Below are 12640 nucleotides of genomic sequence, written 5' to 3'. Positions count from 1 at the left end.
CGGCCGGTGACGGCATCCACTGCCTCGGCACGTGCACGATCCAGAACGTGTGGTGGGAGGACGTGGGCGAGGACGCCGCGACGTTCCTCGGCACGAGCGGCGGCACCAGCTACGTCATCGGCGGCGGCGCCCGCAGTGCCAGCGACAAGGTGTTCCAGCACAACGGCAACGGCACGGTCAACATCTCCGGCTTCTACGTCGAGAACGCCGGGAAGCTGTACCGCGCCTGCGGCAACTGCACGAACTCCTACCAGCGCAACGTCGTCGTCGACAACATCATCGCCAGGTCGACGAAGGTGATCGCGGGCATCAACACCAACTGGGGCGACACCGCCCGGTTCACCCGGATCACCGTCTACGGCTCGGCGACGATCTGCGACAAGTACAAGGGCGCCCCGAAGGGCAGCGAGCCGACCCACATCGGCTCCGGCGCCGACGGCGTCAACTGCTTCTACAACGCGTCCGACATCACGTACCGGTAGGTTCCAACCGCACGACGACCCACTTCGACGTGGGGGTGCCGCTGACCGCAGCCTGCGAGTCCAGCGGCACCAGCGGGTTCGTCTCCGGAAAGTAGGCCGCGACGCACCCCTTCGGCGTGTCGTACTCCACCAGCCGGAACCGCGGCGCACGCCGCTCAGAACCCTCCCACTCCGACACCAGGTCGACCATGTCGCCGTCGGCGAAACCCAGTGCCGCCAGATCTTCCGCGCAGATGAACACGACCCGGCGGCCCGACCTGATGCCGCGGTACCGGTCGTCGAGGCCGTAGATGGTGGTGTTGAACTGGTCGTGGCTGCGGATCGTCTGCAGCACCAGACGCCCCGGCGGCACCTGCATGACGACGAGCGGGCTGACCGTGAACACGGCCCTGCCCTCCGGCGTCGGAAACGTGCGGGAGTCCCGCGGCCCGTGCGGCAGGGTGAAGCCGCCGTCGCGGATGCGGTCGTTGTAGCCGGCGCAGCCGGGCACGACCCGGGAGATCCGGTCCCGGATCCGGTCGTAGTCGACCGTGAACGACGGCCACGGGATGCCGTGCCGGTCGCCGAGCGCGGCCGCCGCGATCCCGCACACGATGTCCACTTCGGACCGCAGCGCCGGATCGATCGGGGCCGAACGACCCCGGGACGCGTGCACCTCCGACATCGAGTCCTCGACGGTGACCCGCTGCACCTTGCCGCCGGTCATGTCCTGCTCGGAGCGGCCGAGTGTGGGCAGGATCAGTGCCGTTTCCCCGGCCGCGACGTGGCTGCGGTTGAGCTTCGTGGACACCTGCACGGTGAGCGCGGCGCCGCGCATGGCCGCGGTGGTGACGTCGGTGTCGGACATCGCGGCGACGAAGTTGCCGCCGAGCGCGATGAACACCTTCGCCCGCCTGTCGCGGAACGCTTTGACCGAGGAAACCGCGTCGAAGCCGTGCTCGCGCGGCGGCTCGAAGCCGAACTCGGCGCCGAGCGCGTCGAGGAAGAACGCGGGCGGCTTCTCCCAGATGCCCATCGTCCGGTCGCCCTGCACGTTGGAGTGGCCACGGACCGGGCACAGGCCGGCACCGGGTCTGCCGATGTTGCCCTGTGCCAGCGCGACGTTGACGAACTCCTTGATGGTGGCCACCGCGTTGTGGTGCTGGGTGATACCCATCGCCCAGCAGTGCACGGTGCGCTTGGAGGCCGCCAGCATCGCCGCGGCGGTCTCGATCTGCGACCAGGCCAGACCGGTCGCGGCGAGCACCGCGTCGCGGTCGAGCGCGCGCACGTGGCGCTGCCATTCCTCGAAGCCGGTGGTGTACCGGTCGACGAAGTCGCGGTCGATCGCGTCGCCGTGCGCCCGCAGGAGCAGGTGGCCGATGGCCTGCCACAGGGCCAGGTCGCCGTTGGACCGGATCTGCAGCAGCTCGTCGGCGAGGTCGGTGCCGCGCCCGGCGAGCCCCCGCGCCTTCTGCGGGTTGTCGAAGCGCATCAGCCCGGCCTCGCGCAGCGGGTTGATCGCCAGGATCTTGGCGCCGTTGCGCTTCGCGGTCTCCAGCGCGGTCAGCATCCGCGGGTGGTTGGTGCCGGGGTTCTGCCCCGACACGACGATGAGCTCCGCCTCGTGCAGGTCCTGCAGCGACACCGACCCCTTGCCGATGCCGATCGTGCGGGCCAGCCCGGCCGACGTCGACTCGTGGCACATGTTGGAGCAGTCGGGGAGGTTGTTGGTGCCATACGCCCGAGCGAACAGCTGCCACAGGAACGCGGCCTCGTTGCTGGCCCGGCCGGAGGTGTAGAAGACCGCCTCGTCGGGGCTTTCGAGTCCGTTGAGGTGCGTGCCGATGAGCGCGAACGCGTCGTCCCACGAGATCGGCTCGTAGTGGCTGCCGCCACTGCGGCGGACCATCGGATGGACGAGCCGGCCCTGCGCCTCCAGCCAGTGGTCGGTGCGCCCGGCGAGGTCGTCGAGGGAGTGCGCGGCGAAGAAGTCAGGTCCGACGGTCTCCCGCACGCCCTCCCAGGAGATGGCCTTGGCGCCGTTCTCGCAGAACTCGGCGGTGTGCCGGCGCCCCTTGGGGTCGGGCTTGGGGTCGGGCCACGCGCAGCTCATGCAGTCGACGCCGTCGACCTGGTTGAGCGCCAGGAGGTTCCGCGTGGCCTTGACGACGCCCATCCGCCGCACGGCGTTGGCGACGCTGAGCCGCACGGCCGGCAGCCCCGCGGCGTGGTCGGCGGGCGGCCCGACCTTCAGCCGCGCCTCGCCCTCGTCGACGGGTGGTGGCAGGTCAGGCATACCACCGAGGGTAGCCCCGCGGCGGGCCGGCCGGATACACGGCCGGCCCGCCGCGGCTGTTCAGCTTGCCGTGCAGGTGAGCGGAGCGGGGACGGAGTTGGTGGCGTTCCAGGAGCCGAGGAAGCCGAACGTGGTGTTGCCGCCGGCGGCGACGGTGCCGTTGTAGCCGACGTTGCGGGCGGTGACCGCGGCGCCGGAGCTGGTGATGGTGGCGCTCCAGCCGTTGGCGACGGTCTGGCCGTTGGCGTACGTCCAGCCGACGGTCCAGCCGGAGATCGCCGCGCTGCCGGCGGTCACCTTGACCTCGGCCTGGAAGCCGCCGGGCCACTGGCCGACGATGGCGTAGGTCGCCGTGCAGGTCTTGCCACCCGGGTTGGACGGCGAGGTCGACGGGCTGCGGGACGCCGACGGGGAGGTCGACGGGCTGCGGGACGCCGACGGCGACGCCGAGGACGGCTGCGGGCTGGTGGTCTGTCCACTGTAGATGGACGCCTCGCGGGAGGTGGCCTTCAGGCCGTTGGCCCCGTTGACGATCCGGTCGCCGAACGTGGTCAGCTGCGCCGGGTTGAAGTTCGTCGTCATGTCGAGGATCGGGTCGCTGTTGCCACTCCACGACCAGGCGATCCAGCCCAGGCCGCGGGCCTGCGCCTCGGACAGGATGGTCTCGTGGTCGACCTCGCCGGAGTTGAACTTCCAGCCGAACTCGCCGACGACGAGCGGCCAGCCCTTGTTCTTGAACGCGTCGAAGTAGGCCACGATCGTCGCGGCGTTGGCGTACACGGCGTACATGTGGATCGACAGCACCGTGTTGTGCTTGGTGTCGGCGTCCAGCACGGTCTGGCCGGTGTCGCGCATGACGTTCTGCCAGTCCTGGCCCCAGTTCGGGGCGTCGACCATGATGAGGTGCTCGAAGCCGTTGGTGCGCAGCTTCGCGATGGCGGCGGCGGTCGCGGCGGTCCACTGCGCCGGGTTGGTGTTGCCGATCGGCTCGTTGCCGATGTTGATGACGACGTAGTTCTCCTGGCCGACCAGGTTCGCCTTCTGGCTGATCCAGTAGTTGGCGGCCTCGTCGAGCGACGCGGCCGCGCCCTCCTCGCCGTAGCCGGTGGTGTCGTGGACCTCGAGCACGCAGATGAGCTTGTTCTGCTTGCACAGGGTGATGACGGCGGGCACGTCGTTGGACGGCCCCCAGCGCTTGCCGGTGCCGAGCACGACCCGGATCGTGTTGGCCCCGGCGGCCTTGATGGCGGCGAACGACGACGTCTGGCCGGTGTACCACACGTGCGGGTGGTTGACGCCGCGCATGATCAGGTTCTGGCCGTTGGCCTCCACGATGTTGCGGCCGCTGATGTGCAGGCCGACGGCGGCGGACGCGGGCTGCATGAACATCACCACCGACGCGGTGACGGCGAGCAACAGCGCGCCGAGAACGCTGAGTCTTCTCCTCATGGCCTACCTCGAGACATCGACGGGAGCTGGGGCGCGCCGGACATTAGGCCCGCCCGTTCCGGGGCGTCAACGCGCACGAGCCGCACAAAGACCCCTTTTCGGCGGCGTTTCCGCTGGTACGAGCGGCAGCGACGCACTCCGGCCGCCCGGGACGGATCGTGAAGCTTTCATGCTTTGTCCCGGGACGGAGCGTTGCGGCAACCGGGTAGATTGATCGCCGGTGGGCGCGCGAGGGGTGTACCGGTCGACGATGCTGCTGATCATCATCGGCTGCGTCATCACGTCGTATGTCGTGCTCGCCCGCCGGGCCGACGGCCACCCGCAGCGGCACCCGGGGCCGCGGCCGGCCTTCCAGCTGCCGTTCCAGTGCGGCGAGTCGTGGCATCTCACCACGTATGCCGGGCACGACGACTACGACATCGACTTCTTCTTCAACGGCGGGCAGAGCGGCGGCCGCGCGGTCCTCGCCTCCGCCGGCGGCACGGTCGCCTGGGCCGGCTGGCAGGCGACGCTGGACAACGGCGCACCGGCCGCGCCCGGCACCGTCGGCACCCGCGGCGGCCTCGGCTTCGGCGTGATCATCGACCACGGCGGCGGCTGGTTCACCTCGTACGGGCACCTGCAGACCTGGCCCGAGGTGAAGCAGGACCAGGTGGTGCCGCAGGGCCGGCTGCTCGGCCACGTCGGCAGGACCGGCTCGACCCGCGTCGAACACCTGCACTACGAGCAGCACGACGACACCCGGGACCCCGAGCACACCCGCGGCAACGCCGACAAGGTCGAGTCCGTCTTCGACGGCGTCCCGTCGGGCATCACCAGCGACGGCAGCGCGAGCACCGGCCCGATCCGCACCGCCGGCCCGGTGTCCCCGCCCCAGGACCGGACCAGCCACAACTGCCCGCAGTCCCGGTAGTCCCGGAAATTCTTGTTATCGGCCCGCCCCGGCCCGCATCTACCTGGGTGCCCGCCGGACCGCCCCGGCGGTCCGGAACTCAGCGTGACCGGGAAGGGACCGGGATTCATGTCCAGATCGGGTTCGTTCAGGCGACATCTGCTCTACGCCGCGCTCGCCGTCGCGGTGCCCGCCGTGGTGACGGCGGTGTCGATGCTGCCGTCCGACGCGGCGGCGCTGCCCGCCACGGGCGGCACGTATCAGCTGGCCGTGACGAAGAGCGGCAAGTGCATCGACGTACCATCGGCGTCCACCGCGAACGGCGCACTGCTGCAGCAATGGGGCTGCACGTCCGGCGCCGCCTGGCAGCAGTTCAAACTCACCGCGGCGGGCGGCAACTACCAGCTCGTCAACGTCAGCAGCGGCAAGTGCGTCGACGTGCCCGGCTGGTCCACCGCCTCGGGCGTGCAGCTGCAGCAGTACACCTGCGTCGCCAGCCAGACCAACCAGCAGTGGCGACTCGTCGCCTCCGGCACAGACACCTTCCAGATCATCAACATCAACAGCGGGCTCTGCATCAGCGACAAGGACGCCTCCACGGCCAGCGGCGCCGCCGTCATCCAGGAGACCTGCACCGCCAACAGCAACAAACAGTGGGCGTTCAACGCCGTGGGGAGCACCACCGCCGCGACGGTCGCGAAGGACGGGACCGGGCAGTACAGCACCGTGCAGGCGGCCGTCGACGCGGTCCCGGCGAACAACACGACCCGGCGGGTCATCACCATCAAGGCCGGCACCTACCGGGAGATCGTCACGATCCCGTCGAACAAGCCCTTCATCACCCTTGAGGGCCTGGGGTCGTCGGCGGCGGCGACGGTCATCGTCAACAACCACAGCAGCGCGGGCGGCTACGGTACCTCCGGCAGCGCCACCGTCTTCGTCAACGGGCACGACTTCATCGCCAGGAACCTGACGATGTCCAACGACTACGGCGAGGGCAGCCAGGCCGTCGCCGCGAACGTCAACGCCGACCGGTCGGTCTTCGACGGCGTGCGGTTCCTCGGCAACCAGGACACGCTGCTCGTCAACGGTTTCCGCTCCTACTACGTGCGGTCGTACGTGGAGGGGACCGTCGACTTCATCTTCGGCGGCGGGACCGCGGTGTTCAACGCGAGCAGCGTCTACGAGAAGCGCAGCAGCGGCGGGCCGATCACGGCGGCGAGGACCGACCCCGCCGCGACCTACGGCTTCCTCTTCTACAAGTGCACGATCACGGGTGCCGCGAACAACGTGACGCAGCTCGGCCGCCCGTGGGGCCCGTCGGCGCAGGTGCTGTTCCGCGAGTCGGACCTGAGCGCCACCATGCGGACCGCGCAGCCGTGGACCGACATGTCCGGCAACTCGTGGAAGAACGCGCGGTTCGTCGAATACCGCAACACCGGCGCCGGCGCCGGCACGAACAGCAACCGCCCGCAGCTGAGCGACTCGGCCGCGGCGAACTACACCCCGCAGAAGTATCTGGCCGGTAGTGACGGCTGGAACCCGGTTTAGGGAGCTCCCATGCGAATCCTCACAGGCAGGCGGCGCTATCTGCTCGCCGGGCTCACCGTCTGCGTCCTCGCCGGCGTCGTCGGCCACTCGGTCATGCCGTCGCAGGCCGCGGCGCTGCCGGCGACCGGCGGCACCTACCAGCTGGCGGTGACGAAGAGTGGCAAGTGCATCGACGTACCGTCGGCGTCCACCGCGAACGGCGCGCTGCTGCAGCAATGGGGCTGCACGTCCGGCGCCACCTGGCAGCAGTTCCGGTTGACCGCCGCCGGTGGCAACTACCAGCTGGTGAACGTGAGCAGCGGCAAGTGCGTCGACGTGCCCGGCTGGTCCACGACAAGCGGCGTGCAGCTGCAGCAGTACACCTGCGTCGCCAGCCAGACCAACCAGCAGTGGCGACTCGTCGCCTCCGGCACAAACACCTTCCAGATCATCAACATCAACAGCGGGCTCTGCATCAGCGACAAGGACGCCTCCACGGCCAGCGGCGCCGCCGTCATCCAGGAGACCTGCACCGCCAACAGCAACAAGCAATGGGCGTTCAACGCCGTGGGCGGGCGGACCTGGTCCGACACCGCCGACGGCTTCGCGTCCACCGGCGGCGGCACGACGGGCGGCGCGGGCGGCCCGACCGTCACCGTGACCACCCTCGCCGACCTGCAGAAATACGTCACCGCCAGCACGCCCTACGTCATCAGGGTCGCCGGCGCGATCACGGTCACGCCGAAGGGCACCGAGCTGAAGGTGCAGTCCAACAAGACGATCGTCGGCGTCGGCACCAGCGGGCAGATCGTCGGCGGCGGGTTCTTCCTCGGCACCGGCGTCCGCAACGTCATCATCCGGAACCTGACGATCCGGGACACCCAGATGACCGACGACGACCCCGACGACAAGGTCTACGACTACGACGGCATCCAGATGGACACCGCCGACCACGTGTGGATCGACCACAACACGATCGTGCGGATGAACGACGGCCTCATCGACAGCCGCAAGGACACCAGCTACCTCACGGTCTCCTGGAACGTGATGGGCGGCAACAACAAGGCCTTCGGCATCGGCTGGACCGACAACGTCACCGCACGGATGACGATCCACCACAACTGGATCCACGACACGAACCAGCGCAACCCCAGCACCGACAACGTGGCCTACGCCCACCTGTACAACAACTATCTGCAGAACGTCAGCTCCTACGGCAACTACGCCCGCGGCGCGACGAAGATGGTCCTGGAGAACAGCTACTTCGAGAACGTGAAGGACCCGTACTACCCGGACCCGACGGCGCAGCTGAAGCAGAGCGGCAGCATCACCGTCAACTGCACCGGGCAGCAGAAGACGTCGGGCTCGGCGTTCACGCCGTCGAGCTTCTACTCCTACACGCTCGACCCTGCCGCGGACGTGCCGAACCTGTTGCGCACGTACGCCGGACCGCAGGCGGGCATCGGTCTGTAACTCAAGACCGCCCCGGCGTTCACATCACGTGAGCGCCGGGGCAAGTCCGCTGCAATCGCACTGCAATCGGGGCCGGTCATCGTGTGCGGTACACGACGAAAGGGACCCCCATTGCGCACCATTCTTGTCACCGGATCGGCCGACGGCATCGGCCTGCACACCGCGACGCAGCTCGTCGCCGGCGGGCACCGGGTGATCCTGCACGCCCGTAACGAGGAGCGGGCGGTTGTGGCGAAGGCGGCGGTGCCCGGCGCGGCCGGGACCGCGGTCGGCGACCTGCGCTCGCTCGAAGAGACGCGGGCACTTGCCGTTTCCTTGCAGGAGCACGGGCGCTTCGACGCGGTCGTGCACAACGCCGGGATCGCCCGGCTGGACAGCTCGGAGCGGGAGCTGACCGACGACGGCCTCGAGTCGATGTTCCAGGTGAACGTGCTCGCGCCGTACCTGCTGACGGCGCTGCTCCCGCCGCCGGGGCGGCTGGTGTTCGTGTCGTCGGCGATGGCCGCCGAGGGTGCCGTCGAGCTCGGTGACCTGCAGTACGAGCGGCGGCCGTGGAACGGGTTCGCGGTCTACAGCACGTCGAAGCTCCTCGACCTCATGCTGGCCGTCGCCATTGCCCGGCGCTGGCCGGGGACGCTGAGCAACGCGGTCGACCCGGGCTGGGTGCGCACCAGGATGGGCGGCGACGGCGCGCCGATCGATCCCGCCGACGCCGCGCGGGGTCAGGTGCGCCTTGCCGTCGACGAGGACGTGCGGGTCACCGGGCAGTACTTCAGCGACCGTGACTGGCGGCCGGCCGACTTCGACCAGGCCCAGCTGGACGAGCTGCTCGCGCGCTTCGCCGACCTGACCGGCACCGCGCTGCCCGCGCACTGATCAAGGTTGGCGGGGCCGCCCGGTGACCCGGGTCACCGGGCGGCCCGCCACCGTGTCCGCTCCGGCGGTCGCGGCGAAGCGCGTCCGGCGGGCGGGGAGGTCGCTGTTGCCCGATACTGGGATCATGCCGAATCCGGATCTCGACCCCGAGGAGTACCCACCGCTCGACCCGCGCGAGCCGGTGCCCGACGACCCGAGCGAGCTGCTGCCCGACACCCCGGCCGAGCTGCCCGAGGCGCCGGTCGAGCCGATGCCCGGCGACGACGAGGGCGGCGGCGACACCGGCGGGGTCCGCGAGCCCGCGTGACGATTCCTGTCGGACCCGCGACGTAGTCTCGACGACGTGAGCATCGCGACGGCCGTGACCCTCGACAACCGCTTCGCCCGAGAGCTGCCCGAGATGGCGGTCCCGTGGCAGGCCGAGCCGGTCGCCGAGCCCCGGCTGCTCGCGCTCGACGAGGCGCTCGCCACCGATCTCGGCCTCGACCCGGCGTGGCTGCGCGGCCCCGACGGGGTGCGGCTGCTGGTCGGCGCCGTCGTCCCCGACGGGGCCACCCCGGTCGCGCAGGCATACTCCGGGCACCAGTTCGGCGGGTTCTCCCCGCGGCTCGGCGACGGCCGGGCGCTGCTGCTCGGCGAGCTCGCCGCCGGCGGCCTGGCCCGCGACCTGCACCTGAAGGGCTCCGGCCGGACGCCGTTCGCGCGCGGCGGTGACGGGCTCGCCGCCGTCGGGCCGATGCTGCGGGAATTCGTCATCAGCCGCGCCATGCATGCCCTGGGCATCCCGACGACCCGCGCCCTCGCCGTCGTCGCGACCGGGCAGATCGTGCGCCGCGAGACGCTGCTGCCCGGCGCCGTCCTGGCCAGGGTCGCGAGCAGCCACCTGCGGGTCGGCAGCTTCCAATACGCCACCACGACCGGCGACAAGGACCTGCTGCGCAGGCTCGCGGACCACGCGATCGCCCGCCACCACCCCGCCGCGGCCGACGCCGAGCGGCCCTGCCTGGCGCTGTTCGAGGCGGTCCTCGCGGCGCAGGCGTCGCTGATCGCGCGGTGGATGCTGGCCGGGTTCGTGCACGGCGTCATGAACACCGACAACATGACGATCTCCGGCGAGACCATCGACTACGGTCCGTGCGCCTTCATGGAGGCCTACGATCCGGCCACGGTCTACAGCTCGATCGACCACGGCGGCCGGTATGCGTATGGCAACCAGCCACTCATCGCGGAGTGGAATCTCGCCCGCCTGGCGGAGGCGCTCCTGCCGCTCATCGACGACGACCAGGACCGCGCCGTCGAGCTGGCGGTCGCCTCCCTCGGTGGTTTCCGGCGGATGTATGAGGCCGCGTGGTCCGACGGCATGCGCGCGAAGCTCGGCCTCCCCGCGGGACACGACGACGCCCAGCTCGTGGCGGACCTGCTGACGCTGCTGCAGACCGGGCGCGTGGACCACACGTCGGCCTACCGGGCCCTCGCCACGGCCGCCCGCGGGGACTCCGCACCGATCCGCGCCCTGCTGCCCGACCCCCTGGCAGGCGCGTGGGTGCGGCGGTGGCTGGCGCTCGGCCCCGACGCCGACGCGATGGACCGGGTCAACCCCGTCTACATCCCCCGCAACCACCTCGTCGAGGAGGCCCTGGCCGCGGCGACCGGCGGCGACCTGGCGCCGTTCACGCGGCTGGTCGAGGTGGTCAGCGATCCGTTCACCGAGCGGCCCGGCCTCGACCGTTACGCGGGCCCGGCGCCGGCGGACTTCGGCGCCTACCAGACCTTCTGCGGCACCTGACTTCAGCGCCGCCCCCGATGGCGGTGACCGGCGCCGACGTATCCCATGATCCGGAAGACGTTGGGTCGCCATAGCAGCACAAAGTCTTCCGGATCATCGGGAAACCCACCGAGGCAGACAGCCGCGCCTGCGGCTGCTGAACGCCTCAGTGGTGCCAGTCGGCGCGGTGGTCGGCGAGGATGTCGGCGCCGAAGTCGGAGTCCGGGCGGCGCAGGACCGTGTGCGCATGGTTCAGGTCGTCGGCGGTGTTGTCGTATTCGATGAGCAGATCCGGGCCCTGCACGCGGTAGTAGTGCCGGCCGGTCCGCTCGGTCGCACCCTCCCAGGCGAACGTCAGCCGGTCCCGGTCCACGGCCGGCGCGACGTCCGCCGGCAGCCGGTCGAGATAGACCGCGACCAGTTCGTCGAGCAGCCGCCGCGCCGGGTCCGGCAGTTCGCCGGCCGCGATCCCCGGCGGCACCTTCCGGATCGCCGCCGCCGGTCCGCTGTGGATGTCCGGCGGCGCGGTCTCTTGCAGGACGACCTGGTGCAACAGCTGCTGCGGTACCGCGGCGAGCACAGCCCAACCGAGATCCTCCTCGGGCGCGAGCGGGCGCACGACGGGCCGGTCGCCGTAGTAGGTGCCGAGAGGGTTCGCGCCGAGGAACACCGGCGCCGGGGACACCGCGTCGCCGTCGAGCGTCATCGTCACCGACAGGTGGTGCCCCTCGAACCGCCAGCCCCACCGCTCCCCCGGTCCGGGCGTGCCGAACACGACGACCGTGTAGTCGTTGCTGTGCCGTCCGCGCCGGTAGCCCTCCCGGCGGTCGAGGACCTCTTCGAGCGCCAGGATCACGGTCGCCTGCGCGAACGCGTGCTCGCGCAACCCTGTCGCGAGCAGCCGGTGCGCGGCCTTGCGCCCGGCCGGGTCGAGCGCGCCGAGGCTCACGCCGGGCCTGGGCCGCGGCCGGTATTCGATCCACCGCCGGTGCGCGTCGTCCTCGAACGGCAGCCCCACCCCGGGCGCTTCGCTCAAGAGGTCGGCCGCCTCGGCCCGCATCGCCGCTGCTGTCGTCATTCTGCTGTTGTACCAGCCGGGACCCGCCACGACCTGCGGTGGTGCACGGACAGTCCGTGCGCGGCGACGCCGTCCACATGCTCCACGGCGCCCCCGTAGCCGGCGTTGCGTTCCCACCCGTACACCGGGAAATCCCCGGCGAGCGAAGCCATGTGCAGGTCCCGGTGCGACTTCGCCAGGATCGACGCCGCCGCCACCACGGCGCACCGCGCGTCGCCCTTCACCTCGGTGCGGACCGGTGGGATGCTGCGCTCGGGGCAGAACAGCGTCTCCTCCATCGGGTCGCTGAGATAGTCGTGCGCGCCGTCGAGGATGATCACACCTGGATGCCGCGGCAGCTTCGCGAGCGCCCGCCAGCCGGCGGTCCGCAGCGCAGCGGTCACCCCGAGCCGGTCGATCTCCTCGGGGCTCGCCTCGCCGATCGCCCAGTGCGCGACCCACTGCCGCACGACGGGCACCATCCGCTCCCGCTGCGCCTCGGACAGGAACTTCGAGTCCGCCAGCCCGTCGGGCACCGGTGCGCAATCGCCGGCGATGACCGCGATCCCGACGGCGATCGGCCCGGCCCACGCCCCGCGCCCGACCTCATCCATCCCGGCGACGGTGAGGTGCCCCCGCCCCCACAGCTCCCGCTCCACCTCCAGCGTCGGCGTCACCTTGCGGCTCACTCGTGCGGTCCCTGCGGCTCGTGCGGGCAAGTGTCCGGCTCCTTCTGGGACGACCGTCGTGGCGCCCCAGTCAACCAGACGCCGGTGATGGGGGAAGCCGACGGTCAGCCGGCCAGTTGCGGGCGGGGACGTCAAGGCCGCTGACCGTC

General features: G+C 70.7%; 11 protein-coding genes. 7 read left to right on the top strand and 4 right to left on the bottom strand.

Translation table 11 applies throughout. The annotated features are described in order from the left end of the window. A partial coding sequence (locus ABZS58_RS08845) for a pectate lyase (RefSeq protein WP_354779175.1) occupies positions 1-482 on the top strand: 482 nt, incomplete at its 5' end. Here ABZS58_RS08845 and ABZS58_RS08840 read toward each other — a convergent pair. After that, positions 469-2760, bottom strand: a complete 2292-nt coding sequence (locus ABZS58_RS08840) for an FdhF/YdeP family oxidoreductase (RefSeq protein WP_354779173.1) — start codon at positions 2758-2760, stop codon at positions 469-471. The genes ABZS58_RS08845 and ABZS58_RS08840 overlap by 14 nt on opposite strands. A 60-nt stretch (positions 2761-2820) precedes the next feature. After that, the gene (locus ABZS58_RS08835; RefSeq protein WP_354779171.1) at positions 2821-4209 is read right to left on the bottom strand and encodes a cellulase family glycosylhydrolase; all 1389 of its coding nucleotides are present in this window, start codon (positions 4207-4209) and stop codon (positions 2821-2823) included. Between the two features lie 220 nt (positions 4210-4429). On the opposite strand from ABZS58_RS08835, the gene ABZS58_RS08830 reads away from it, so the two are divergent. From ABZS58_RS08830 to ABZS58_RS08805, 6 genes are all read left to right on the top strand, one after another. Continuing rightward, a complete protein-coding gene (locus tag ABZS58_RS08830; RefSeq protein ID WP_354779169.1) occupies positions 4430-5122 on the top strand; it encodes a M23 family metallopeptidase in 693 nt (230 codons plus the stop codon). A 108-nt stretch (positions 5123-5230) separates the two neighbouring features. Beyond that, on the top strand, positions 5231-6652 hold the full coding sequence (locus ABZS58_RS08825) for a pectinesterase family protein (protein ID WP_354779167.1): 1422 nt from the start codon (positions 5231-5233) through the stop codon (positions 6650-6652). Positions 6653-6661: 9 nt separating this feature from the next. Then, entirely contained in the window at positions 6662-8104 is a 1443-nt protein-coding gene (locus ABZS58_RS08820) for an RICIN domain-containing protein (RefSeq protein ID WP_354779165.1), read from the top strand. A 111-nt stretch (positions 8105-8215) separates the two neighbouring features. Beyond that, a complete protein-coding gene (locus tag ABZS58_RS08815; RefSeq protein ID WP_354779163.1) occupies positions 8216-8980 on the top strand; it encodes an SDR family NAD(P)-dependent oxidoreductase in 765 nt (254 codons plus the stop codon). A gap of 124 nt (positions 8981-9104) precedes the next feature. Further along, on the top strand, positions 9105-9287 hold the full coding sequence (locus tag ABZS58_RS08810) for a hypothetical protein (protein ID WP_354779161.1): 183 nt from the start codon (positions 9105-9107) through the stop codon (positions 9285-9287). A gap of 36 nt (positions 9288-9323) precedes the next feature. Beyond that, positions 9324-10766, top strand: coding sequence for a protein adenylyltransferase SelO (locus ABZS58_RS08805; RefSeq protein ID WP_354779159.1), 1443 nt, complete (start codon positions 9324-9326; stop codon positions 10764-10766). Positions 10767-10911: 145 nt separating this feature from the next. Here ABZS58_RS08805 and ABZS58_RS08800 read toward each other — a convergent pair whose 3' ends face one another. Beyond that, entirely contained in the window at positions 10912-11823 is a 912-nt protein-coding gene (locus tag ABZS58_RS08800; protein WP_354779157.1) for a DUF3500 domain-containing protein, read from the bottom strand. Then, positions 11820-12491 carry a ribonuclease HII gene (locus tag ABZS58_RS08795; protein ID WP_354779155.1) on the bottom strand — a complete coding sequence of 224 codons (672 nt, stop codon included), beginning with the start codon at positions 12489-12491 and terminating at the stop codon, positions 11820-11822. Before ABZS58_RS08795 ends, ABZS58_RS08800 begins: the two co-directional genes overlap by 4 nt. Between the last annotated feature and the right edge of the window lie 149 nt (positions 12492-12640).

The sequence above is a fragment of the Dactylosporangium sp. NPDC005555 genome (genome assembly GCF_040605635.1).
Lineage (GTDB): Bacteria > Actinomycetota > Actinomycetes > Mycobacteriales > Micromonosporaceae > Dactylosporangium.
Note: the sequence above shows the minus strand (reverse complement) of the source record. Positions and strands in the feature narration are given on the sequence as shown.

Coding starts and splice junctions, on each gene's coding strand:
- ABZS58_RS08840 (WP_354779173.1), bottom strand. CDS start 2,760: ATGCCTGACCTGCCACCACCCGTCGACGAGGGCGAGGCGCGGCTGAAG.
- ABZS58_RS08835 (WP_354779171.1), bottom strand. CDS start 4,209: ATGAGGAGAAGACTCAGCGTTCTCGGCGCGCTGTTGCTCGCCGTCACC.
- ABZS58_RS08825 (WP_354779167.1), top strand. CDS start 5,231: ATGTCCAGATCGGGTTCGTTCAGGCGACATCTGCTCTACGCCGCGCTC.
- ABZS58_RS08820 (WP_354779165.1), top strand. CDS start 6,662: ATGCGAATCCTCACAGGCAGGCGGCGCTATCTGCTCGCCGGGCTCACC.
- ABZS58_RS08810 (WP_354779161.1), top strand. CDS start 9,105: ATGCCGAATCCGGATCTCGACCCCGAGGAGTACCCACCGCTCGACCCG.
- ABZS58_RS08800 (WP_354779157.1), bottom strand. CDS start 11,823: ATGACGACAGCAGCGGCGATGCGGGCCGAGGCGGCCGACCTCTTGAGC.